Raw genomic sequence first — 21,812 nt, 5'->3', positions numbered from 1 at the left:
GATGGACAGGAAAAAGTACATCATCAAACAGATCTCGATATTTTCGGAAAACCGACCGGGCAGGCTCGCTTCCGTCGCCCACGCTCTGGGGGAGGAGAAGATCAATATCCTTGCCTTCAGCATAGCCGAAGCAAGTGGTTTTGGTGTAATCCGGGCTCTGGTGGATCACCCGGAGAAAGCATTTGAAAAACTCTCATCACTTGGTTTTAATGTGGCCTTTACCGAGGTGATCGCCGTCCAGATGAAAGATCAGCCGGGGGGCCTCTACGAGATTGCAAAGATCCTTGGCGATGCTGGCATCAACATCGAATATTCCTATGCGTATTCCGGGAAAAAAGCCGCAGTGCTTATTCTCCGCGTGGATCAGGTAGAAGAAGCGATCGATAAGGTTCTGGCATCCGGGGCAACCTTGCTTGAGTACTCCGTATTCCATTAGCATCTCTCATTTTTTCTCCCATTTTATCAGATCTGCAACGGTGGAGAGCGTACTTCCCCGGCGGATCTCCTCGCGTATCCTCGCCTCAGTCTTTTTGACTTCAAGCGCCCGTCGTGCCACTTCGTATCCCCGTTCACCGGGAATTGCCACAACGCCGCTCTCGTCCCCAACAATCCAGTCACCAGGCCGGACAGACTGCCCGCAGCACTGGATCTCCGTATTAATTTCGCCATACCCTTTGGGTTCACCGGCATTGGGTACGACAGCACGTGCAAAGAGAGGAAATTTCATAGCCCGTATATCATCAATATCACGGGCCGCACCATCAATCACGACACCTGCGATGCCCCGCTGGAGGCAGCTCAATGTAGCAAGTTCTCCCCATGGAGCTACATGGACTCCTCCATCGTTGTTAATGACAAGAACGCTTCCCGGGGCTGCACCATCGATAGCCTCCACTGGTTTAGCCCAGTCACCGGCTATCGTCCACACAGTGACAGCCCTGCCGGCCATCTTTACATTTCCGCAAAGTGAAACCAAGCCAGGGAGCGCACCTTTCCGGTGCATTGCATCACTGATATTGGGAGTGGAGACCTGAATCAGGAGCGATCGGATCTCTTCGTCCCTGCTCTTTTTTTCCGGGGCTGCAGGGGTGGGTGAATCCAAAGATGTCCGGATCTGACGGGCAGATCCCTCGACATCGGCAGAGCGGGCGATCCAACCACCGACAATCACGATATCGGCGCCAATATTTGCTGCCTCCCCGGAGGTGACAGGATCCAACCCTCCTGCAACGGCAACCGGGATATGGATCTCTTTCCTTATCATCTGGAGAAGATCTAGAGAATCCTTCCCTATCATCTGCTGATCGATGCCAACATGTGCTGCAATGATATCCACCCCCAGCGTCTCAAGTTGTCGGGCACGCCCCACCGGATCCTCAACATTGATAAGATCCGCCATCAGCTTGACTCCATACAATCGGCCGGCCCGTACTGCTTCGGCAATCACTGCATCGTCCGCGTCAGCAAGGATGCAGACAATGTTTGCCCCGGCTTTTGCGGCCATCTCGACTTCGAGAGTACCGGTATCAGCGACTTTCATGTCAGCAACGATGACAGCATCCGGGAACTGCTCACGCAACGTACGGATCGCCCGCATTCCCTCGCTTTTGATAAGCGGGGTCCCGGCCTCGATCCAGTCAGCTCCACCGGTCAGCGCCTCCCGTGCAATCTGTACGGCCCGGTTAAGCTCAAGGAGGTCCAGCGCAACCTGCAGGACAATCTTTTCCATAATCTATTGATGGGACGCACCGGGAGTTTAAGGATTGTGGGAATGCCTGGTTCGGATTTTTATTGAAGTGAATACGTCTGCGCTGTCGAAAGCCTCGGGGTACAGATAATGCAAGAGAGCACGGGATCTGTTGATTGCCGGTACCGTGGAGAGCAACCGGGTTGATGTGCCGAAAAAAATATGGCAAAAAAATTTTTGCGCGAAAAAAAGGTGTTAGTTAACAAGCCAACTGTTGGATAATTGACCAACGGTTGGTTGTACAACTAACGTAACAGTTATTGCTTCGCCGTGAATTTTTAGGCAGTTCCGGTTTTTTAAAAAAAATCCGGATCGCCTGGGCTGACAAAAAAATTCGGCCAACGAAATGCCGGCATTTTTTTGTGCTCGGGAAAAAGATCCGGGCTGGAACCAGTACTCAGGGCAATGCCGCAGTTCATAACCCGGTAACAACCGGTCATTTTCCTGGAACTCGCCCTGAAAATTACATACATCGGGTTAACTCGTTTTACCAAAACCGGGTATGCATGTTTAACTTTCGTACTTCTGGAGTGAACTCCCGGTTATGTACGTTTCAACAGAGCCAAAAAATGAGAAAGGACTCAATTTTTCTTGAATGTATCGGAAAAGATCATATTCTTTGTTTCTTTCTTTGTTGCCGGGGTGACTTCTTGAGGAATTCCGGCGGGAACCAGAGAAACAAGGGTGTATTTTTCCGGCACGTTCAGGAGCTTTCGCAGGTCCTCCGCGTACTCTTTTTTGTCTCCCGCCACCCAGCAGGATCCCACGCCGTACGCATGCAGACCAAGAATCAGGTTCTCAGTTGCCGCAGAGCAGTCTTCCAGATAATATTTTGCATCACGCTCTCCGAAAACAGCAAAACAAACCGCGGCATCTGCAATGAACTTACCGTGATCGGTCACTGCTGCAATTTTGGAAAGCAGATCCCGGGAATGTATGACACCGATTAGCCAGGGCTGCAGGTTCATCGCAGTCGGAGCATGGACTGCGCATTCGATGGCATCATGGATAAATATCTCATCAAGGGGATCCGACCTGAATTTCCGGATACTGTGCCGTCCCTTGATGACCGCAGTTATAACGTTCATATTCCGGATATGGCGAAACAGCGGATAAAAAGGTTATGGAGGGAACATTCAATGCCGACGGCAAAACCCCAGAAGGCTTATAGTAACTATTGAGACCACTGTCAGGATCGTTCCAAACCCACTGGCCTTTGGAGTTGTTGTTTCCACAGGAGCGGATGTGGTAGCCACAGAAGTGACCGGGGTGGTTACGGTGGTTGTGGTAATAACCGTTACCGGTGTTGTGACGATTGTTGTCGGAAGCGTAGTGGGCAGGGGTGTATTCTGTGTTGTGGAAGTCTGTATGGCATTCGATTGCGTAGTGGTAACAGTTGCAGGACCATTTGCCGAGATCAGAGGATTCTGTTCCTGATCGAGAACGGTAACCTGCTGGCTGATCGTTTTACCGGTGGTACCGTAATTATCATACATGCCATTTATGTCGCACTTGGCCCAGATCGTATAAGTCCCCGTTACGTACTGCGAATTGCCGGTGTCCCAGCTCCAGGGTGTCTGGTACGATGGGCTCGAGACGATAAGGTTACTGAGGGGGTGGGCTACACCCGAACTATCGAGAAGGGCTGAATAGACTCCTCCTGAAGGAGCCTGTACATAAAGATCAATCCCTTCAGTGGAAGAACTGCCTCTTGTAAACAACTGGTTTAAGTTGGTATCTATCTGGAAAGCTGCCTGATCCCCCCGGGGAATCCACTTGTTTGTCATATCGATACTCACGGTTGTATCGATTATCCTGACAGCAAGAGAGGGATCGGCAACGACAAAAGCTACCCCATCGGGTTTTCCCTGAGAATTTATCCGATACCAATTGCCTGTATATTGCCCGAATGCAGACGGTGATATGTAGAAGTTAGAGGGGGTGGTCACCGGCATCTGGCTATCGGGGGAACTGGTCGCAATTGCCGCCCCCGAGGCCCACCACCCAATGGTGGAATCACTACCCAGTGCGGACGTGATATCGAGACCCTGTTCACCGATAAAGACGGTCCCCCCCTGGGGGACGGTTGTATAGGCTCCGGCCGCCAGCGCCGGGCCGGCAAGCACACAGAGGCAGATAAACACAAACCCATACCGGGCAGCTGATCCGATTCGCATATTGTTCAATGCTGTTTTTGGCTTTAAAAACGTGATGTTCCGCCGGGGTCACCACGGCAAAAAATGGGTAACTCACTCAATATGGACGCTATTCCGTGCAGATCGCATCGAAATTTTCATACACCCGCTTCCCACCCACAGTATGACTAACCTCAGGATGCCACTGAAGACCGTAAATCCGTTTCCGGGGACAAGCGACTGCCTCCACTTCGCAGATCCCGGAACTGGCCAGAAGCGTAAATCCCTCAGGGATCCTGCAGACTTCGTCCGCATGCGATGCCCATACAGGGATTATATCTGGATACCCCGACAGGATATCGTCATGTTCACGGATCGTTACCTCGACCGATCCGTATCCTCCGGATTTTCCCGGATGAACCACCCCACCAAATTTTCTCGCAATTATGTGAAGCCCAAGGCATATCCCCAGTACCGGGATTCCAAGATCCAGATACTCCGCACATACCCCTGCCCGCGCAATATCCGGCCCACCTCCAAGGATAATACCCCGGTACTGAGAGGCAATCTCCTCCCTTGGAGTAGTATTGGGGATCAGCACCGCATCGATGTCAAGATCCCGCAGGGCGCGGTGAATCAGATGGTTAAACTGCCCGTAATTATTGACTACACAGATAGGAAGCATTGTTACAGATCCATTGGATAACCGGGGTCTTAAGTCTGTTCAGCGGTAAGCCAGCACAGTATTATAGATCTTATCCTTGATCTGCTCCGGGGTAAATCCCATCACTGAGGCCATGAACATAGCTCCCCCTGCACCGGTCCCTTCTTTGACTTCCCCGGTGCAGTAGCGTGCGAGTCCATCGTGACCAAGCTCACCAAATGTGGGATCAACATAGTAAACGGTTACACCCATCATATCGGCAAGTTCCTGCACGTTTGCCGAACCGTCGTCACGAACATAAACAGTCGTGGCCACAGAAGGCAGGCGACCGTTCATTGCCTTGATCACACCACACACGGCAAGCATCTGGGTTCCTCCGGCGAGCACCAGGGTTCCGGAGTATGTGCTGGCAATACCTACCGCGACCGGGATCATTGGATCGCCGACACGCTGGACAATGGCCAAGGGATCGCGCCGCATTTCCGGGGTGAGGCCGGTAAGGACCTCCCGGCATATCCTCTCTTTTTGGTCACGGGGATTGTCGACAAAACTGCTGCTTACAGCGGCAGGATACCCGAGTGCCCGGAGAACGCAGAGCGCTGTTGTGGTTCCACCGGGCACGCACTCTCCCAGAATCAGCAGGTCTCCCATTCCTGACAGGATCTTCCCAATATTCCTGCCTTGGGAAAAAATCTGGTGGGCCCGGGGGATGGCATCACCGGTCCGGGGATCGTTTCCCACGCTTCCCAAGGCATCCAGGTACGGGACGGTCAGAGGATTATGCAAACCTGCATTGATAAAGACCGGGGCAATACCGGTCAGTTCTATCATAGCACGGGTGATTGTAGCAGGAGTTGGACACCCGGTGGGGGTATTTGGCTTAATATCCGGGTTTGCAATCCGACCGTTTGTGACCAATTCAGCATCAAGATTCGGGGTGAGCAGGGTTTGTTCCGGTGTCGGACCGGCACCGGAAATACCGGGGATGGTTGAGAGCAGTGTATTTCCCAGAATGACACAAAATGCAGGTCTTTTCCCGGAGAAATTGGGTACACCGGTGAGGAATGCCATGGATACTGATAGAATCATCTCTTATCCATCTGCTTTGAAGATATCGTCATCCTGTTTCACAATCCTATAATAGGATCGTACCCCCAGTACATGGCAAGGCATGTTTGAGATCGAAACCCGGCTGGAAAAAAAGGGGATTACCCTTGATGCAATCGTGGATGCTGCCATGGGGCTCTATGTCTCTCATGGGATGCCGGAGGAGCAGGCCGCGGAAGATATCAGGAAAAAAATCCTGAAATACCTTGCAGACCCAAACGTCGCCTCTTTGCTCCTTGGTGCCGTGTTGCTCGAAGAAGAACTCTATGAACACCGGAAAGATTCCGAAATTGCCGAAGATCCGGTTTTTTTATTAAGCGACGAGATCATCGGCATGGCCATTGCCGAATGCATCGGAGGAACCTACGCACGGTTCGAGTTTACACGGTACGACCAGAAGAAACCCGGGATCCTTGCCACGCTCGGACCGTTTCTCGATGATGCCGTGGCAGGCCTGATCGCCGGATGTACCTCCCGCCTGTACAGTGAGTGCGTATGAGGCCGGTTCTTTCGCTTTTGCAGTTTACTACGCTTCTTCCTGTGGGAAAGCCGCTAGATTTTGATCTTTTTGCACGTCACTCATGGATATTTCCGATTGCCGGCTACGTAATTGCCCTTCTGGTTGCCATACCGGTATTTTTCATAAGGGACACGGTGCTTGCCGCGGCAGTAGCCGTTGCCGGGGTGATTCTCTTGTCGGGGGCCCACCATTTTGACGGCCTGCTCGATCTCGGTGACGGACTCATGGCGCAGGGTGACCGCGAAAAACGGACGCGCGCGCTCACAGACCGGTGTGTAGGAGCAGGGGGAATTGCCGCGGGTATTGTCGTCACTCTTCTTCTTTTTGCCGGTCTCCATGCAGCGACGTCCCTGATTTCTGCCCTTATCATAGGCGAGGTTGCGGCAAAATTCTCCATGGCGTTTCTTACAACCTACGGGGCGCCGTTCAAGGAAGGAATGCACAGTTATCTCCACCGGTTTTCAAAGCCTTGGTTTCCCTTCCTTTCACTCTTGCTCTGTATCCCTCTGGTGCTTCTCCCAGTATCTCCCTTCCGGCTCGCAGTTGCCGCTCTCATGATGATCCTCTGCCCGGTCGTGCTTCTTACCATTTCAGAAAGAATTTTCGGCGGAGTCAATGGCGATGTGGTCGGGGCATCAAACGAGATCACCCGGGCACTGGTTGTTGTTGCACTGGCACTGGTCTGAATGTTTTTTCTGATATACGCTGCCCTGCTTGTGCCTTTCCTCTAATGAAACAAAAAAGAGTTATTGGGGGGGGGATAACGTGAAACAACCAAGTAAAACCCGTTACGGTACCCGCTGCAAAATTGTGACTGTGGGCACACAACTACACGGATGAAGAATATCAATACCCGCCTCACTGTTCTGCCCCATAAATAAGGGTGAAAAAGTTCAGTACAGTTTTTCAAAACCCTGACTTGTATCATCATCGCACTCAACGGCAGATCCATCCCTCACCAGTGCATTGAACATCATCCCGGCGGTCATGAGGGTTTCATCGGCAGCACCCTGATGACGCAAATTCCTGAGTGCCTGGATCTGTGGGGATGGCAAGAAGCGTTCGCCCACCTTGATCGCTTGACAATGCCTGCAGTACGCGCATGAACTGTACACTGAGACGCTGCCCATGGCACAGGCAACGGTAACCCGGTTTTTTGCAGTATCGCGCTGGAAAGCAAGGGTTTTCATACCCATGAAAATACTCGGACAAACGATATGAGAATATCGATAAGAATTCTCACCTGAAGAAAGGTGTGCGGAATCGAAATACTTTAAATAGATGCGTCTCATATATGTAATACTCGCATAGACAGACGGTATGCGTATTACCCCATTTTGGGAGGAACAATCAAATGGCAGCTGATAAGCCCCATATGAACCTGGCCGTTATCGGACACATTGACCACGGGAAGTCAACCACCGTTGGCCGCATGATGTTCGAGACGGGTGCAGTACCTGCACACATTATCGAAGCCTACCGCAAGGAGGCTGAATCGAAGGGTAAGGCGACTTTTGAATTTGCATGGGTCATGGATAACCTCAAGGAAGAGCGTGAGAGAGGTATCACCATCGATATCGCACACAAGCGGTTCGACACCCCCAAGTATTATTTCACGGTCGTAGACTGCCCGGGACACAGAGACTTCGTCAAGAACATGATCACCGGCGCGTCACAGGCCGATGCAGCAATTCTTGTCGTTGCAGCCCCTGATGGCGTCATGGAGCAGACCAAGGAACATGTGTTCCTTGCCCGTACTCTTGGCATCACGCAGATTATCATCGCCATCAACAAGATGGATGCAGTCAAATTCGATGAAAAGCGCTTCAACGAAGTCAAGAAGGAACTCTCCGACCTTATCAAGATGGTAGGGTATAAACCGGAAGAGACGCTCTTTATCCCGATAAGCTCGCTTCAGGGTATCAACATCAAGGCAAACAGCCCCGAAACCCCATGGTACAAGGGCCCGGCACTGATTCCTGCACTCGACACATTCAAGGAACCCTCAAAGCCCACCGACAAGCCGCTCCGCTTACCTATCCAGGACAGTTACAGTATCAGCGGTATCGGAACCGTACCGGTCGGCCGTGTTGAGACCGGTATCATGAAAAAGGGCATGAAGGTCTCATTCATGCCGGCAAACAAGGATGGCGAAATCAAGTCCATCGAGATGCACCACGAAGAGATCCCCCAGGCAGTCCCCGGTGACAACGTCGGGTTCAACGTCCGTGGTATCGCAAAGGGTGACATCCGCCGCGGCGATGTCTGTGGCCCTGCCGAGCAGCCCCCGACCGTTGCAGATGAGTTCACGGCGCAGGTCGTTGTTCTCCAGCACCCCAGCGCAATTACCGTTGGTTACACGCCGGTTTTCCACTGCCACACCACCCAGACAGCCTGCACGTTCATCGAGCTCAAGAAGAAACTCGACCCGCGCTCCGGCCAGACCAAGGAAGAAAACCCCACGTTCTTAAAGACCGGAGACGCAGCCATCGTCCAGATCAAGCCCACAAAACCCATGGTCATAGAGAACGTCAAGGAACTCCCACAGCTGGGCAGGTTTGCCGTCCGTGATATGGGCTCAACGATTGCTGCCGGAATGTGCATTGCGATTCAGCCGAAACAGATGAGATAATATTTTTTGGTGATTGTGATGCAAAAAGCCAGAATTCGCCTGACAGGAACAGATTTCAATAAAGTAGAGACGGTCTGTGACAGGATCCGAGAAATAGCCGAACGCACAGGAGTAAATCTGGCTGGACCCATACCACTCCCGACAAAAAGACTCGTTGTACCCATCCGCAAAAGCCCCGATGGGGAGGGGACCGCAACTTTTGACCGCTGGCAGATGCGCGTGCACAAGAGACTGATTGATATTGATGCAGATGAGCGTGCACTCCGCCAGCTGATGCGGATTCAGGTGCCAAAAGATATCGGAATTGAAATTGTACTGGAAAGTTGAAGGGGCGGCACATGGAAAAGGCCGCTTTCTTTTCCGATAAGATAAAACACATTTTTACTTTCGAGAGACTTTTCCTTCTTGTTTTTCTAGTAGCCATAGTCCTCCGGTTCTGGCACTTGGATCTCAAATTGTTCCATCATGATGAGGCCATCCACTCGTGGTTTTCTTTTACCCTCTTGACCAAAGGGACATGGATCTACGATCCCAGCTACCACGGCCCGTTCCTTTACTACATCACCGCCGGGATGTTTTCCCTCTTTGGTGCATCTGATCTGGTGGCAAGGCTTGCCCCGGCACTATTCGGCACCCTGCTCATTCCGCTGGTGTACTGCATTTACCGGCTGGGGTATATCACTAAAGCACAGACACTGGTTGTTGCACTGTTCCTTGCCATATCTCCCGACATGGTCTATTTCTCCCGGTTCCTGCGCCATGATATCTTCATGCTGTTCTTTACGATGCTGCTCCTTGTCGCCCTGCTCTATTATTTCGAGCGGGGACAGTTGAGGTATGTGCTCATCGGGGCGCTTGCTGCAGGAGGGGCACTGTGCTGCAAGGAAGAAATGCCGTTTATCCTGTTGATATTTATCACATTCTTCGGATTTGCCATCTGGAGAAAACGGATCAGCCTGCCACCGCAATGGAAATACGATCTCCTGATCGGACTGCTGGTGATCACAGCGGTACTGGTAGCTTTTTATTCGGCATTCGGGATGCATCCGGAAACGCTGGTCGGGCAGAACTTCCAGGTAAATACCACTGGCTGGTACCAGGCAGTCGATCACTGGGTGTCGATGTCCGATGAACAGCGTCTGGGTGGGCCGTTTTATTTCTATATCCCCCTCTATTTGCTCTACGAAGTACCAATATTCCTTCTGGCAATAGTGGGAACCCTTCAGTTTATCGTAACGGACTCCGGCCTAATCCTCGCAGGAAGACGTCTGAAAAACTGGATTTCGACGCGCCAGTTCGAATTGTCAGTAGGTGATCTTGCTGCAACGAGCCGTGACCAGCTGAAATGTTCCAGAACGGCCTCATATAAATCCGACTTTTTCTTCCAGCTCTGTATCTACTGGATGATCCTGACCATGGCCTTTTATGCCTACGTCGGGGAAAAGGTGCCATGGCTTATCATCCACCAGCTCCTCCCGATGTCTTTTGTTGCTGTGTACAAACTGAACTGGCAGAAGGTTGCCTTTGCGCTTATCGGCTGTCTGTTCCTAGCCCTGATGACCTGGCATGTAGCATTTATTCCAGCAGATATTAATGAGCCCATTGTCCAGGTCCAGAATTCAGAAGATCTAAGAAGCGTCATGGGCATTATTGACAATTCGAGCCATGTAGTTCTCGCATCACAGGATTACTGGCCACTGCCCTGGTATTACCGGGGTGATCGGTGGAACAAGATAACTTTCTACGGCCAGAAAGAAGATATCGCAACTCTTACTGCGGAGCATCCGGACACCATCATCCTCCACGATGCCGAGAGTTATGATTCGATACCGGGGTATGATAAACAGACCTACAAGCTGGATTACTGGTTCTCCTTTTATGATAACCAGGATCGGTTGCTTGACTACTATTTCCACCGGGACGGCACCATGGGGAGCATTAACCTTGACGTGTTCACCCGGGATCGTTAATTTTTACTCGGTTGAAATCCTGACCCCCATATGATATATTTATCCTGTTTTCGATCGGTTTTTTGCAAAAAAAGTGCATATTTACCCTTTTTCCGGATACACCATTTTCAAGATATGCACGCTACCAAATGCTAATATCGGATTTTTGAAGTTAAAAAATGGAAGTGAACGGGAAAACAAGTTGCTACCGGGTAAGATAAAGGATCCGGGGTGCGTGGGAAGATGCAATATGAGAAGGGCTCGGCATTTAATGCAGGTATCTTACGGTCTCCATCTTTACGCATACCATAACTACTTCGATAAGAAAGTGACGCGAAAACGAGGTGTTGCCACCCAAGTCACGGAAAAATTCTTACAGCCTTCCACGATGTAAAGAAATCACTAAAAGTCCCAAGCCAACGGGAGTTTACCTGCTACATAAAAAAAGGGAGTGAGATTGGGGATTTTCACAATCTTCAACCCAGTTCATCCCACCGGGAGCGTTTGCGGTAGATGATAATCCCAACAACAATCAATACCACAACAACTACCCCAACCCCTATGATCAGAACACCTGAGCTGAACACAGAACCAACGCTGGTACCTAGGCCTCCCAAAAGATTAGAGAATGGATTTGCAGCTAATGCTGCCTGAAACGCAAGAGCATCGTTGTAGGACTGGTTTCCCTCGGTATATGCCTGTTCAGCCTTCGAGCGGGCCGATGCATAGTTACCGTTGGTCACAAAGTCATTTGCTGCCGAAATATAACTGACCGCAATTTCCCTTTCAGTTATAACCGTCGACAAACGGGCATCATTCGCCGTACTTGTGTTGCTCTGGAAAAACGCAATCAGTTGATCAACGTTATTAATGGGACCCTGCGCATTTGAGATCTCAGATTCAGCCCAAGATTTATCAAGAAGAGTTTCTCCGTTAGTGATTGCAGATGTGGCCGAATTAATCGCGTTCAACGCATCTGTGTACTGGCTTGATGGCATTGCCTGAGCCTGAGAGATCTGGCTCTGGGCAGAGTTGTACTGAGCCTGTGCTGCAGACGTATCAATACCAAGTGCTGATTTCTCATCGATATCTGCCTTGAGCTGAGCAAGTTGGGTGTTCGCATTTGCAATCGCGGTTGTTACATCATTAGTATTGACGATAAGTGCGGTCTGGGTATAGGGAGTCGCAACCTGATTACCATTTGAATCCTCCTCCCATATAGAGATTAAAGTTTGATTAGAGGTTTGGGTCACTGAGGGAGCAGTACCGGACAATGTCACACCGACTGTGACATCATCTGATGATTTATACTCTAGTAAAAAGCTACTGATGTCAACAGTAGCAGATCCTGACTGGGTAGGTGAAGTCGGGTTTCCGTTTACATTGATGATATAAGACCATTGGGGGTTTTTCAATGCAGTATTCAATATGAGATCGTTCATTGTCGATGAACCACTGGGTTCTTGTACCGTGAATGAAAGACTCACTGCCGTTCCCGGAGTCAATGCACCAGTACTTGGGTTTATCGTCATTGAATTTACTGTATATGCCTCGGATACTGCAGGCAGCAGGAGAACCAGCAGGGCCAAAATGATAATTAACCGTTTCAATCCCATTCCCTTCATCATCAACCTCACTCATTCGAACAACGGTTCGATACCTTCCTCAAACATAGTGGATTTCTTCTCCTTGGATTTAATAACCTCTTCTTTTGTTTCCTTGGCAATATCCAGGAGTTCCTTGATACGGGGTGCATTACCTACGGTTGCAAGCATCACAACTGCAGCAACGTACTCGCTGTTGACCGGATAGTCCCCACCTCTCACTTCAACACCGGCAATATTCTCTTCAACCCAGCTCTTGGCCTTTTCGACACCTTTCCGGTCCATCTCGTCCGGCGGGCCTGCCAAGAGAACAAGTGCACGTTCCGCGGTTGAATAGTCGCAGGGCAGGGTGAGGCGGCCAAGCATCGCCCGCCGGACAAGACCGACAATCTTTGCCGACCGGTCCTCACCCATAAGCACTTCCTCGTTTGCTTCCTTCTTACCCCCGAAGGTATCCTTGATGTTCTTCTGGATACCTCCGAGAAGCCCCCGCTGCTGCTTGGTGCGGGTACTGATCACTTCGCTGATTGCGTACCCCACGGAAGTGATGCCGCCGCCGCGGAGGGTGTTGATGATCTCACTTGAGTCAACGACCATCTCACCAACACCCATCCGGCCAACTTCACCGGCGCGGAAGAGAATAGCAAATCTCCGGACAACTTCGTTATTAAGACGCTCGAATGCACTCTTGACGCTCTCGCCCTCGTTTTTCCATGCACTGTTATCGAAGATGAATGTGTTATCAGCCTCATTAACAAGCGTGGTCAGGCTGCGGGCTGCGTTATAAGAGTAGAGCCGGCCCTCTTCCGGTGCCGGAATAATGCCCAATGCATAGACAGGTTCCCGGTAGATCCGTTTGAGGTGGCGGGCAAGTACCGGGGAACCACCGGATCCGGTTCCTCCCCCCAGTCCTGCGACAATCACAAAAGCATCGATATCATGGGTTCCGCGTGAGTCAACAGCAGAGATGATGCTGTCAATCTCATCAGCAGTAACCCGGGCGCCGGTCACGTTATCAGTACCGACACCGTGGCCTTTGACCATGGTCTGCCCGATGAGGATGCGATCTTTCAATTCAATATGTTTAAGCCCCATCAGATCTGTCCGTGCGGTGTTTACGGCAATCCCCCGGAAACTGTGGGTCCCGAGCTTTTTGTCCTGTTCAATGAACATGTCGACAATTTTGCCCCCCGCTTGACCAAATCCGATGAAAAAGACCCGCATCTCGCTACACCATCCAATGGGCTGACGAGTTAATATTTTCTCTTAATTCTTTTAAGTTCTTTCTCTGTTTTAAGAACTTTAAATTCATCAATACAAAAACTTTCTTACAAATATCGTCACAATTCGTCGCATTTTCTCAGAACGGTTCCGGAGCCTTTTTCACGTGATCCCGAATAAATAATACCGGTATCCCAGCATGAAGATAGGTATACTCGGAGGAGGCCTGACCGGGCTGGTTGCTGCTCATGCGTTAGCCGGAGAGCATGATGTTCTCCTTTTCGAACAGATGCCGTATCTGGGCGGTTGTCTCTCCTCATACCACATCGATGATTACTGGATTGAGCGATATTACCACCATTGCTTTTCCGGCGATAAACAACTGTTTAGTCTCCTTGGAGAACTTGGCCTGCTGGAAAAACTGGAATGGTGGTCAGGGAGTACCGGTTACTTTTCGGGAGACACTCTCTACCCACTCACGACGCCATTACAAATCCTGCGCTGGCCGGAACTTTCCCTCATCGATAAAACAAAACTGGCCCTGTTAACGCACCGTGCAGGGAAAATGGATCCTCTCGCACTCGATGATATCCCGGCTGAAACATTTATCATTGATAATCTGGGCCACCGCATCTATACCTCGTTTTTTGAACCGCTCCTGCGAAGCAAATTCGGAAAGAACCGGAGCAAGGTATCTGCAGCCTGGTTGATCAGCCGTATCGCCATCAGGTCGAACAGGGGAGTACATGGGGAACGTCTTGGCTACCTGAACGGGGGGTTTCACCAGATTATTGACCAATTGGAAAAATCTATCGGAAGTAAAAGAGGGAAGATCAATCTGCAGACCCCGGTCACGTCCCTTTCGAAAAATGGCAACCGATGGAATGTCAATGATGAAATCGTGGATGCAGTCGTTTCCACGATCCCCCCTCAGGAGCTGGGATCCTTGTCCGGCCTTACCCTTCCGGAGATTCCCTATCAGGGCGCGGCCTGTATGACCTTAGGATTCGAACGTGATGTGTGCAGGGGCGTGTATTGGACCAACATGAAAGATGAAGGCCCGTACGGAGCGGTAGTTGCACATACCAATCTGATCCCGCATGAACGGTACGGTGAGCATATCGCGTATCTGGCATCGTATTTCAGTGGCAGTGTTCCTGCGCGGCTCGACCAGAAGATGAAAGAGGATTTCTGTTTGAGATTTGGCCTTGCAGAAAGGGAAATCCACTGGAGCCGGATGGCCATCGATCCCTGGGCGGGCCCGGTGTATACGACGGGATACCGATCCCTGATCCCTGCCTGCGAAAAGCATGGTATCTTCCTTGCAGGCATGTTTTCGGAAGAGAATTATCCGGAACGAAGCATTGAAGGATCTGTCCGGGCAGGCAACCGGATTGCAAAATGCATTCAGGAGAGAACGCACCGATGACAACATCTGAAGTTACCGCAATCATCCCGGTGTTCAATGACCGCACCGCGCTTGAACGTGCAATTCCGGAATCTCTGGCAGTCCTTTCTACGATCACGGATCAGTTCGAAGTGATCGTTGCTGAAGACGGGAGTACCGATGGCAGTGCGGAACTGGTCCGGGAGTATGAAGTACGAGATATACACGTGAAACTCCTGCATTCCCGTGAACGGCTGGGACGGGGAACTGCACTCAACCGGGCAATCAGCCAGGCAAATGGCCCTATTGTCTGTTACTATGATGTCGATCTGGCCACAGACATGCAACACCTCCCACAACTTATCGATGAAATACGAAAAGGTGCAGACATTGCCACGGGATCCCGCCTGCTCCCGGAAAGTGATATTCGCCGGACTGAAAGTCGCGAGATCGCCAGCAGATCCTATAATTTCCTTGTACGGTCTATCCTTGGAAGTAGCCTCTGCGATCACCAATGCGGGTTCAAGGCATTTAATAAGGCTAAAATTCTCCCCGTCCTCCCGAAAATACGGTCGAACCACTGGTTCTGGGATACCGAACTCCTGGTGCGGGCACAGAGGGCAGGATTTAAGGTAACGGAATTTCCTGTCCGATGGCGGGCAGGCAGGGGAACAACGGTACGGGTAAAGGATGTTTTCGGGATGGGCTCATCCATCCTGCGCCTCTGGTGGCAGATCCATGTATCGAAAGATTAGCGCAATCCTGATCCCCACCCTGATCGCTGTCGGGATCATTGCCTATATGCTCTACCATGTCTGGGACGAACTGATCACCGCACTTCAGCACATCGTTCCGGTTTACCTGGTGATTGCAATCCTTGTCTGCCTTACTGCATGGTGGCTGCGTGGCTGGAGATACCACCGGATCCTTCTTGGCCTTAATTACCGGATCGGGGTCACCTTCTCAATGGCGTGTGTCTTTGTCAGCCAGACGGTCAACCTTATTGTCCCCGCGCGCCTGGGGGATTTTGTCAGAATATTTATCCTGAAACACGATTACCAGACTACCTACTCGGAAGGTATCTCATCTATCGTGGTGGAGCGGGTCTTTGATATCATTGCCATAGCGATTCTGGGAGCTGCATCCCTGTTCTTTATCCCCAATCTCCCAAGCTGGCTCAACCTCTATATCTATATCATGATCGCTATCCTTGCGGTTGGATTTGCATTCTTTATCTTCCTGATATTTGTGGGGGAGCTGACCTCCACGAACAAGTACGTCAGATATATCCTGACCATGCTCGATGAGATCAGGAGAGCCTCGCTCTCTCTCAGTTCAATCCTGATTCTCGGAATTTCATCCATGGTGATCTGGATGCTTGACATTCTTGTCTGCAATTCGGTTGCAATGATGTTTGAACAGCAGATACCTTTTGCGGTGATCATCCTTGCTATTGTCCTTGGAAACCTGGTCAAGGCGGTACCCATTACTCCCGGGGGAATCGGGACCTACGAGCTTATCGTATCGGCAACGTTTGCTATTACCGGTGTCTCTCCCGGGGTGGCGTTCCTGATTGCCGTGATCGATGACCTGATCAAGAACCTAGTCACTCTTGCCGGGGGGATTGTTTCCATCTATTACCTCGGGGACTGGGTGATCCCAACCATCAAATCGGCACTCTGGACAAAACTGGACGGAGGGGAAAAACCTGACACCTGAATTCCAGGCCCTGTCCGTTGCAAGCTGGCTCCTTGTCGTAACATTTTTGCAGCTTGCGCTCTACCCCTCCCTGAAAAATAGTCTGCGGCAATACGCCTTCCCGGTTTCTTTTGGCGCGTCACTTGTCCTGTTTACCCTCCTCACCTGGTACTGCGGCCTTGCCAGTCTCCCGGTGCAGATTGGGCTTGTTCCCTTTGCCCTGCTGTTCGGGTATCATCTCTACCGGCGGGATTATGCGTGGAGTGAACTGAAAAAAGAATGGCACTGGGAGCTCATCTTCCTCATCTTCTTCTTTTTGATGCTCACAGTCAGGTTTGTCAACCCGACCATATCCTATGCAGAGAAGTTCATGGACCACGCATTCCTTGCATCCATTATGCGCAGCCCGGTCGTGCCCCCTCTCGATCCCTGGTTTTCCGGGGGGACGATGGATGTCTATTATTATCTGGGTTACTGGATATTCGGCTGCCTGGGGATTGTAAGCGGGGTGCCGTCGAATATTGCGTTTAACCTCTCCCTTCCAACGGTCCTTGGGGTTGCAGCGGTCACGGTGTACGCAATCGGTACGCTCGTGCTCGACCGGTTCCGCTGGCTACCGCTCCTTCTCTTCTTTCTGCCCAATCCCTCATTTATCTACCAGCTTAGTATTGGGAGCAGTATCAGCTCGGCGCTCTGGAACAGTACCCGCACGATCACTAATACCATCAATGAATATCCGCTCTTCTCCTTTACTTGGGGAGATCTCCATGCGCATGTCATCTCCATCTTCAACCAGGTACTGCTGATCTTCCTGCTCCTCTACCTCTATAAATTCTGGGATTCTCTGGAATCGCGGGGAAGATGGCTGCTCTGCGGGCTTGCGGCACTCAGTCTTGGTTCCATGCCCCTAATCAATACCTGGGATGTCCTGATCTATGCCCCGATCACGGTACTGGTTGCAGCGCTGATCATGCGGAAGGGCTGGAGAAAGGGACAAGGGATCCGGACATGGAGTCCGCTTGCCGCAGTTCCACCCCTTGCCATCATCATCTACCTTCCCTTTTACCTGATGCTCAAGACTAACACCGGGGGATTTGCCCTTGTAAGGACACCGTCCGATCCCTTCCAGTTCCTGCTGGTAAATGGCTGGTTTATCGCCATCTTCCTCCTGTTCCTGGTAAAAGAGATCCGGGATCGCCCGTACCTCCTGCTTGTTGCGGCTCCCTTTATCCTGGCCGGGTATACGGCTGCCGCGATTGCCGTTATCCCTCTTATCTATCTCATTGCAAAAAAGGAGCGCAGCATCCCCGATCTTCTGGCCATCTTCGGGCTGGGAATCCTTCTCGTTGTGGAACTGTTCTATCTCAAGGATAACATGGGTGACACGTATTTCCGGATGAACACGGTCTTTAAGTGTTATGTTCCGGCGTGGATCCTTCTGGGGATCAGTTCCCTTGCAATGGTGGGGGGATGGCTTGCCCGGCCGGGACGCATACCAATACTGCCGGTAAGAAAAGGCGCGGCCCTTGCCGTGCTGGTTATCGGGTTCCTCTTTATCGTCCCGTTCCTGGTGCCCCTCGATCTCAGCTATGGGGGCCGGACACTTGACGGGCTGGCCTACCTTGATTCCACACACCCGGGGGACGCCGGGGGAGTTGCATATCTCAGGAACCTGACCGGTAATGAGATCATTGTCGAGGCTGTCGGTGGGGACTACACGTATTACTCCCGGATCTCGTCGTTCACTGGCATCCCAGCGATCCTGGGCCAGCCTTTCCACGAATATATGTGGAGGCAAGATACGACAGGATGGTACAGCACCCGGCCCGGGGATGTCAGGGCAATCTACGAGAATCCCGATCAGACTGTGGCGCTCATGAAAAAATACAATGCGACCCTTCTCTATGTCGGGGACACCGAGAGGGAAACCTATAATGTAAGTCTTCCTTCCACCGGTTTGGAACAAGTGTACTCCGGGGAAGGTACCGAGATTTACCGGCTTAGTGGGTGATGCGTGGCAGCCCGGTTTGATTCCCTGCCGGGCAGTGGTCTCCCCTCACGCTCACAAACCTTTATTTCTCCTCCTGATGAAATGATATGGCTGCATCACTGCTGACTGATGAGTAATGAAGGGGCAAATCGGCTCCTGAATGAGGTGAGTTTATGGCAAAAGGCTACGTAAAAACCGAGGCTCCTGAGGAGCTCCAGAACAAGGCGCTTGAAGCCCTTGAAGTTGCAAGAGACACCGGGAAGATCAAGAAGGGTTCAAACGAGGCAACAAAAGCCATTGAACGCAGCGCCGCACTGCTTGTTTTAATCGGCGCCGATGTGGAGCCCGCAGAGATTGTTATGCACCTGGCCCCCTTATGCGAAGAAAAGAAGATCCCCTACGTCTTCATCAACAAACAAAATGACATCGGTGCCGCAAGCGGTCTTGATGTCGGTTCTGCCGCGGCAGCGATTGTCAAGCCCGGCAAAGCAAAAGAAGTGGTTGAAGATCTCGCAAAGCAGCTGACTGCATTGAAGGCATAAGGTGCATTCATGGCTGACGACGCAACGCCCGCAGAAGTCATCGAGGTTGTCGGTTCCACCGGTATGCACGGGGAAGCGATGCAGGTCAAGTGCCGTATCCTCGACGGCAATAACAAAGGGCGCATCATCACCCGCAACACGGTCGGCCCCATCAGGGAAGGAGATGTTATCATGCTCCTTGAGACCGAACGCGAAGCAAAGAAACTGTCGAGGCGGTGAACCGCATGGTTGAACAGCACATCTGCAGTTTCTGCGGTGAACCGCTTGAGCCGGGCACCGGCAAGATGTTTGTCAAGAGAGACGGTACGATCTTCTATTTCTGCAGCACCAAATGCCAGAACAACCACAAGCTGGGCAGGGTCCCGCGCCGGGTTGAGTGGACAACTGCAGGGCAGAAGGGTACAAACAAGGAGTGAGATCCTCCATGGATCGCACCTTTGTGATGATCAAGCCGGACGGTGTCCAGCGCGGGCAGGTCGGCGGGATCGTCTCCCGGTTTGAGGCAAAAGGTCTCAAGCTCGTGGCAGCCCGGTTCGAGGTATTGCCCGAGAGCCGGGTTATCGAGCAGTACCAGGAACACCTGTCAAAACCGTTCTTCCCGTCACTCAAATCCTATATCAGGGGAGGCCCGTGCTTCCTGATGGTCTGGGAGGGCAGGAATGTGGTTGCCATTGTCAGGAAAATGATCGGTGCCACAAATCCCCAGGAGGCAGCTCCCGGAACCATCCGGGGCGATTTCGGGATAGACATCGGAAGGAACGTGATCCACGCTTCCGATTCTCCCGAGAGTGCCGCACGGGAGATCGGCATCCACTTCAAACCGGCTGAACTGTTCGCATACACCCGGGTTGACGAATCCGTGGTATACGAATACTAAAAACCTCTTTTTACCGGAAACATCTATTAGCCATAAGGTTGGTCTCTCTTTATGGTTGATGAGCTGCTCAGTTTTTCCCTCCTGTGCTTATCGTCCATCATTATTATCATAAACCCCCTGGGAGCCACGCTGACCTATATCTCCCTGACGGGCAATCTGGAGAAAAAAACAAAGGACCAGATCATCAGGGAGGCCTGTACCATCTCCCTTGCGATCCTTGTCATCGTGGGAATTGCAGGCACCATTATTCTCCAGATTTTTGGCATCACGCTTGAAGCATTCCGGATTGCGGGGGGCATCCTGCTTTTTGGGATCGGTATGGAGATGGTATATGCAAAAACATCCCGCACAAAGCTGACGGCAACCGAGAAGTACGAGTCGCAGGACAATGAGGATGTGGCCGTGATGCCCCTTGCCATTCCCATGATCGCCGGCCCCGGGGCGATCACGACAACGATTGTGCTCACCAATGAGGCTTCGGAAATCTCTCCCTATGCCGGGATTTTCATCTTTATTTCAATCGGGATATCTATCGCAATCACCTATTTTATGATGAGGAACGCTGAATATATCATGCGCAAGGTCGGCCAGCGGCAGTACCGGGTGATAAACCGGCTGCTGGGTATGCTGCTCATTGCAATTGCAGTGCAGTTTGTCATCACCGGGATCAAACTTGCGTTTCCCCTAACAGGAGCTTCATAATGTCAGAGTGGGACGGTGCAACCGTGGGTCTTGTCCTTGTGGGTTGCAGCATTATTGCGGCAGGACTCATTATCGCTGCCATGATCCTCGGGATTCTTCATTCATCCACCCAGTTTCTCCTGCTGACCACAATCATGCTTGTCGTGATGGGGGCAGTGCTCATCCTGTACATTGACCGTAAAAGCGGGACGGGGAGCTAAAACGGAAACTCCGGAGATGCCCCGATGCGATGCTGCAGCGCCCAGATAAGCGGAGTCTGGGAAGCCCCGGACGAGACCCTTGAACAAGTAGAAACGTGTTTTTTTCGTGCTGCCCGTGAGGGGGCGGCACTTATCTCGTTTCCCGAGCAGTTTGCCACAGGGTGGGATCCCTGTTCAACAAAAAACACCGGGGGCATCTCCGGGACTGTGGTGAACGGCCTCAGGGAGCTTGCAAAAAAGCACAAAATTGCCGTCATCGGATCGTTTCGCGAGACATGCTTGCCCAAACCACGAAACACGGCAATCGCTATCGATCGCAATGGCACGATCCTTACAACGTACGCGAAGATCCACCTCTTCACACCCGGCCGGGAAGATCAGGCTTTTTCCCCGGGTACCGGGCTTGCAACCTTTGCCCTTGAAGGAGTGCAGATCGGTCTTGCTATCTGTTACGATCTCCGGTTCCCCGAGATCTTCCGGTTATACCGGCAACGTGGTGTCCATGCGGTGATTGTTCCTGCTGCATGGCCCAAAAGCCGGTTGAAACACTGGGAGCTGTTCATCCAGTCCCGTGCAGCGGAGAACCAGATGTACATTGCGGGAGTGAATACCTCCGGGACAAACCCGGTAGATCAGTATGCGGGAGCGTCAATGACCGCAGATCCTCACGGGACCATCATTGCACGGGCAGGTACAGAACAGGAACTGCTGTACTACGAGATCGATCCCTTAATCGTGGAACAGGCCAGAAGGGATTTCCCGGTGGAAAATGACCGGAAGGACGAGCTGTACCGTTCCCTTGGAGAAAACGCCCGCACGTAACGATCTCTTCTCCTG

General features: G+C 51.6%; 25 protein-coding genes. 17 read left to right on the top strand and 8 right to left on the bottom strand.

Going from position 1 to position 21,812, the window contains the following annotated elements; all coding sequences use genetic code 11:
* Position 1: 1 nt before the first annotated feature.
* Complete coding sequence (locus tag MBOO_RS03670; protein WP_012106248.1) at positions 2-436, top strand: ACT domain-containing protein; 435 nt, start codon at positions 2-4, stop codon at positions 434-436.
* A gap of 6 nt (positions 437-442) precedes the next feature.
* Here the strand turns inward: MBOO_RS03670 and MBOO_RS03665 are convergent, their stop codons facing one another.
* The 5 genes from MBOO_RS03665 to cobT all read right to left on the bottom strand — a co-directional run bounded on the left by MBOO_RS03665 (position 443) and on the right by cobT (position 5,635).
* Positions 443-1,729 (bottom strand): bifunctional hexulose-6-phosphate synthase/ribonuclease regulator, encoded by a 1,287-nt coding sequence (locus MBOO_RS03665; RefSeq protein ID WP_012106247.1) that lies wholly within the window; start codon positions 1,727-1,729, stop codon positions 443-445.
* 599 nt (positions 1,730-2,328) lie between these two features.
* Complete coding sequence (locus MBOO_RS03660) at positions 2,329-2,835, bottom strand: nitroreductase family protein (RefSeq protein ID WP_012106246.1); 507 nt, start codon at positions 2,833-2,835, stop codon at positions 2,329-2,331.
* 48 nt (positions 2,836-2,883) lie between these two features.
* The gene (locus MBOO_RS03655; RefSeq protein ID WP_012106245.1) at positions 2,884-3,924 is read right to left on the bottom strand and encodes a DUF3821 domain-containing protein; all 1,041 of its coding nucleotides are present in this window, start codon (positions 3,922-3,924) and stop codon (positions 2,884-2,886) included.
* Between the two features lie 88 nt (positions 3,925-4,012).
* A complete protein-coding gene (locus MBOO_RS03650; RefSeq protein ID WP_012106244.1) occupies positions 4,013-4,567 on the bottom strand; it encodes a GMP synthase subunit A in 555 nt (184 codons plus the stop codon).
* Between the two features lie 39 nt (positions 4,568-4,606).
* Positions 4,607-5,635, bottom strand: a complete 1,029-nt coding sequence (cobT, locus tag MBOO_RS03645; RefSeq protein ID WP_012106243.1) for a nicotinate mononucleotide-dependent phosphoribosyltransferase CobT — start codon at positions 5,633-5,635, stop codon at positions 4,607-4,609.
* A gap of 82 nt (positions 5,636-5,717) precedes the next feature.
* Between cobT and MBOO_RS03640 the strand changes: the two genes are divergently transcribed.
* On the top strand, positions 5,718-6,152 hold the full coding sequence (locus tag MBOO_RS03640; protein WP_012106242.1) for a phosphatidylglycerophosphatase A: 435 nt from the start codon (positions 5,718-5,720) through the stop codon (positions 6,150-6,152).
* Positions 6,149-6,859 carry an adenosylcobinamide-GDP ribazoletransferase gene (cobS, locus tag MBOO_RS03635; RefSeq protein WP_012106241.1) on the top strand — a complete coding sequence of 237 codons (711 nt, stop codon included), beginning with the start codon at positions 6,149-6,151 and terminating at the stop codon, positions 6,857-6,859. Before MBOO_RS03640 ends, cobS begins: the two co-directional genes overlap by 4 nt.
* A 207-nt stretch (positions 6,860-7,066) precedes the next feature.
* Here cobS and MBOO_RS03630 read toward each other — a convergent pair whose 3' ends face one another.
* Positions 7,067-7,363, bottom strand: a complete 297-nt coding sequence (locus MBOO_RS03630; protein ID WP_048068581.1) for a hypothetical protein — start codon at positions 7,361-7,363, stop codon at positions 7,067-7,069.
* A gap of 164 nt (positions 7,364-7,527) precedes the next feature.
* On the opposite strand from MBOO_RS03630, the gene tuf reads away from it, so the two are divergent.
* From tuf to MBOO_RS03615, 3 genes are read left to right on the top strand one after another with little or no spacing between them, the layout of a single operon-like run.
* Positions 7,528-8,805, top strand: a complete 1,278-nt coding sequence (tuf, locus tag MBOO_RS03625) for a translation elongation factor EF-1 subunit alpha (protein WP_012106239.1) — start codon at positions 7,528-7,530, stop codon at positions 8,803-8,805.
* Between the two features lie 18 nt (positions 8,806-8,823).
* Positions 8,824-9,132 carry a 30S ribosomal protein S10 gene (gene rpsJ, locus MBOO_RS03620; RefSeq protein WP_012106238.1) on the top strand — a complete coding sequence of 103 codons (309 nt, stop codon included), beginning with the start codon at positions 8,824-8,826 and terminating at the stop codon, positions 9,130-9,132.
* 11 nt (positions 9,133-9,143) lie between these two features.
* Positions 9,144-10,775 carry a flippase activity-associated protein Agl23 gene (locus tag MBOO_RS03615; protein ID WP_012106237.1) on the top strand — a complete coding sequence of 544 codons (1,632 nt, stop codon included), beginning with the start codon at positions 9,144-9,146 and terminating at the stop codon, positions 10,773-10,775.
* A gap of 455 nt (positions 10,776-11,230) precedes the next feature.
* Here MBOO_RS03615 and MBOO_RS03610 read toward each other — a convergent pair whose 3' ends face one another.
* Together MBOO_RS03610 and MBOO_RS03605 are read right to left on the bottom strand one after the other, a co-directional pair.
* Positions 11,231-12,382 (bottom strand): hypothetical protein, encoded by a 1,152-nt coding sequence (locus MBOO_RS03610; protein ID WP_048068252.1) that lies wholly within the window; start codon positions 12,380-12,382, stop codon positions 11,231-11,233.
* 9 nt (positions 12,383-12,391) lie between these two features.
* On the bottom strand, positions 12,392-13,582 hold the full coding sequence (locus tag MBOO_RS03605) for a tubulin/FtsZ family protein (RefSeq protein WP_012106235.1): 1,191 nt from the start codon (positions 13,580-13,582) through the stop codon (positions 12,392-12,394).
* Positions 13,583-13,778: 196 nt separating this feature from the next.
* Between MBOO_RS03605 and MBOO_RS03600 the strand changes: the two genes are divergently transcribed.
* The 11 genes from MBOO_RS03600 (at position 13,779) to MBOO_RS03550 (ending at position 21,797) form a co-directional block, all read left to right on the top strand.
* Positions 13,779-15,008: an NAD(P)/FAD-dependent oxidoreductase gene (locus MBOO_RS03600; RefSeq protein WP_012106234.1), complete on the top strand. Its 1,230-nt coding sequence runs from the start codon at positions 13,779-13,781 to the stop codon at positions 15,006-15,008.
* A complete protein-coding gene (locus MBOO_RS03595) occupies positions 15,005-15,721 on the top strand; it encodes a glycosyltransferase (protein ID WP_012106233.1) in 717 nt (238 codons plus the stop codon). The genes MBOO_RS03600 and MBOO_RS03595 overlap by 4 nt, the downstream gene beginning before the upstream one ends.
* Complete coding sequence (locus MBOO_RS03590) at positions 15,705-16,685, top strand: lysylphosphatidylglycerol synthase transmembrane domain-containing protein (RefSeq protein WP_012106232.1); 981 nt, start codon at positions 15,705-15,707, stop codon at positions 16,683-16,685. The genes MBOO_RS03595 and MBOO_RS03590 overlap by 17 nt, the downstream gene beginning before the upstream one ends.
* Complete coding sequence (locus MBOO_RS03585) at positions 16,675-18,675, top strand: DUF2298 domain-containing protein (protein ID WP_048068251.1); 2,001 nt, start codon at positions 16,675-16,677, stop codon at positions 18,673-18,675. The genes MBOO_RS03590 and MBOO_RS03585 overlap by 11 nt, the downstream gene beginning before the upstream one ends.
* A gap of 152 nt (positions 18,676-18,827) precedes the next feature.
* Positions 18,828-19,196: a 50S ribosomal protein L7Ae gene (gene rpl7ae, locus MBOO_RS03580; RefSeq protein WP_012106230.1), complete on the top strand. Its 369-nt coding sequence runs from the start codon at positions 18,828-18,830 to the stop codon at positions 19,194-19,196.
* 9 nt (positions 19,197-19,205) lie between these two features.
* Complete coding sequence (locus MBOO_RS03575) at positions 19,206-19,415, top strand: 30S ribosomal protein S28e (protein ID WP_012106229.1); 210 nt, start codon at positions 19,206-19,208, stop codon at positions 19,413-19,415.
* A gap of 5 nt (positions 19,416-19,420) precedes the next feature.
* On the top strand, positions 19,421-19,612 hold the full coding sequence (locus MBOO_RS03570) for a 50S ribosomal protein L24e (RefSeq protein WP_012106228.1): 192 nt from the start codon (positions 19,421-19,423) through the stop codon (positions 19,610-19,612).
* Between the two features lie 8 nt (positions 19,613-19,620).
* Positions 19,621-20,073 carry a nucleoside-diphosphate kinase gene (gene ndk, locus MBOO_RS03565; protein WP_012106227.1) on the top strand — a complete coding sequence of 151 codons (453 nt, stop codon included), beginning with the start codon at positions 19,621-19,623 and terminating at the stop codon, positions 20,071-20,073.
* Positions 20,074-20,124: 51 nt separating this feature from the next.
* Positions 20,125-20,775 carry a MarC family protein gene (locus MBOO_RS03560; RefSeq protein ID WP_012106226.1) on the top strand — a complete coding sequence of 217 codons (651 nt, stop codon included), beginning with the start codon at positions 20,125-20,127 and terminating at the stop codon, positions 20,773-20,775.
* Positions 20,775-20,975: a hypothetical protein gene (locus MBOO_RS03555; protein ID WP_012106225.1), complete on the top strand. Its 201-nt coding sequence runs from the start codon at positions 20,775-20,777 to the stop codon at positions 20,973-20,975. The genes MBOO_RS03560 and MBOO_RS03555 overlap by 1 nt, the downstream gene beginning before the upstream one ends.
* Positions 20,976-20,999: 24 nt before the next feature.
* On the top strand, positions 21,000-21,797 hold the full coding sequence (locus MBOO_RS03550) for a nitrilase-related carbon-nitrogen hydrolase (RefSeq protein ID WP_012106224.1): 798 nt from the start codon (positions 21,000-21,002) through the stop codon (positions 21,795-21,797).
* The last annotated feature ends 15 nt before the right edge of the window (positions 21,798-21,812 follow it).

This window comes from Methanoregula boonei 6A8 (assembly GCF_000017625.1).
Lineage (GTDB): Archaea > Halobacteriota > Methanomicrobia > Methanomicrobiales > Methanospirillaceae > Methanoregula > Methanoregula boonei.
The sequence above is the reverse complement of the archived record's forward strand: the minus strand, read 5'-3'. Positions and strand labels throughout refer to the sequence as shown.

Excerpts from the sequence above, each read along its gene's own strand:
- MBOO_RS03570 (WP_012106228.1), top strand. The coding sequence starts at position 19,421 with ATGGTTGAACAGCACATCTGCAGTTTCTGCGGTGAACCGCTTGAGCCG.
- MBOO_RS03595 (WP_012106233.1), top strand. The coding sequence starts at position 15,005 with ATGACAACATCTGAAGTTACCGCAATCATCCCGGTGTTCAATGACCGC.
- MBOO_RS03665 (WP_012106247.1), bottom strand. The coding sequence starts at position 1,729 with ATGGAAAAGATTGTCCTGCAGGTTGCGCTGGACCTCCTTGAGCTTAAC.
- MBOO_RS03655 (WP_012106245.1), bottom strand. The coding sequence starts at position 3,924 with ATGCGAATCGGATCAGCTGCCCGGTATGGGTTTGTGTTTATCTGCCTC.
- rpsJ (WP_012106238.1), top strand. The coding sequence starts at position 8,824 with ATGCAAAAAGCCAGAATTCGCCTGACAGGAACAGATTTCAATAAAGTA.
- MBOO_RS03640 (WP_012106242.1), top strand. The coding sequence starts at position 5,718 with ATGTTTGAGATCGAAACCCGGCTGGAAAAAAAGGGGATTACCCTTGAT.
- MBOO_RS03630 (WP_048068581.1), bottom strand. The coding sequence starts at position 7,363 with ATGAAAACCCTTGCTTTCCAGCGCGATACTGCAAAAAACCGGGTTACC.
- MBOO_RS03670 (WP_012106248.1), top strand. The coding sequence starts at position 2 with ATGGACAGGAAAAAGTACATCATCAAACAGATCTCGATATTTTCGGAA.
- MBOO_RS03555 (WP_012106225.1), top strand. The coding sequence starts at position 20,775 with ATGTCAGAGTGGGACGGTGCAACCGTGGGTCTTGTCCTTGTGGGTTGC.
- rpl7ae (WP_012106230.1), top strand. The coding sequence starts at position 18,828 with ATGGCAAAAGGCTACGTAAAAACCGAGGCTCCTGAGGAGCTCCAGAAC.
- ndk (WP_012106227.1), top strand. The coding sequence starts at position 19,621 with ATGGATCGCACCTTTGTGATGATCAAGCCGGACGGTGTCCAGCGCGGG.
- MBOO_RS03660 (WP_012106246.1), bottom strand. The coding sequence starts at position 2,835 with ATGAACGTTATAACTGCGGTCATCAAGGGACGGCACAGTATCCGGAAA.
- cobS (WP_012106241.1), top strand. The coding sequence starts at position 6,149 with ATGAGGCCGGTTCTTTCGCTTTTGCAGTTTACTACGCTTCTTCCTGTG.
- MBOO_RS03590 (WP_012106232.1), top strand. The coding sequence starts at position 15,705 with ATGTATCGAAAGATTAGCGCAATCCTGATCCCCACCCTGATCGCTGTC.
- MBOO_RS03650 (WP_012106244.1), bottom strand. The coding sequence starts at position 4,567 with ATGCTTCCTATCTGTGTAGTCAATAATTACGGGCAGTTTAACCATCTG.
- MBOO_RS03605 (WP_012106235.1), bottom strand. The coding sequence starts at position 13,582 with ATGCGGGTCTTTTTCATCGGATTTGGTCAAGCGGGGGGCAAAATTGTC.
- tuf (WP_012106239.1), top strand. The coding sequence starts at position 7,528 with ATGGCAGCTGATAAGCCCCATATGAACCTGGCCGTTATCGGACACATT.
- MBOO_RS03575 (WP_012106229.1), top strand. The coding sequence starts at position 19,206 with ATGGCTGACGACGCAACGCCCGCAGAAGTCATCGAGGTTGTCGGTTCC.
- MBOO_RS03600 (WP_012106234.1), top strand. The coding sequence starts at position 13,779 with ATGAAGATAGGTATACTCGGAGGAGGCCTGACCGGGCTGGTTGCTGCT.
- MBOO_RS03560 (WP_012106226.1), top strand. The coding sequence starts at position 20,125 with ATGGTTGATGAGCTGCTCAGTTTTTCCCTCCTGTGCTTATCGTCCATC.
- MBOO_RS03550 (WP_012106224.1), top strand. The coding sequence starts at position 21,000 with ATGCGATGCTGCAGCGCCCAGATAAGCGGAGTCTGGGAAGCCCCGGAC.
- MBOO_RS03610 (WP_048068252.1), bottom strand. The coding sequence starts at position 12,382 with ATGATGAAGGGAATGGGATTGAAACGGTTAATTATCATTTTGGCCCTG.
- cobT (WP_012106243.1), bottom strand. The coding sequence starts at position 5,635 with ATGATTCTATCAGTATCCATGGCATTCCTCACCGGTGTACCCAATTTC.
- MBOO_RS03615 (WP_012106237.1), top strand. The coding sequence starts at position 9,144 with ATGGAAAAGGCCGCTTTCTTTTCCGATAAGATAAAACACATTTTTACT.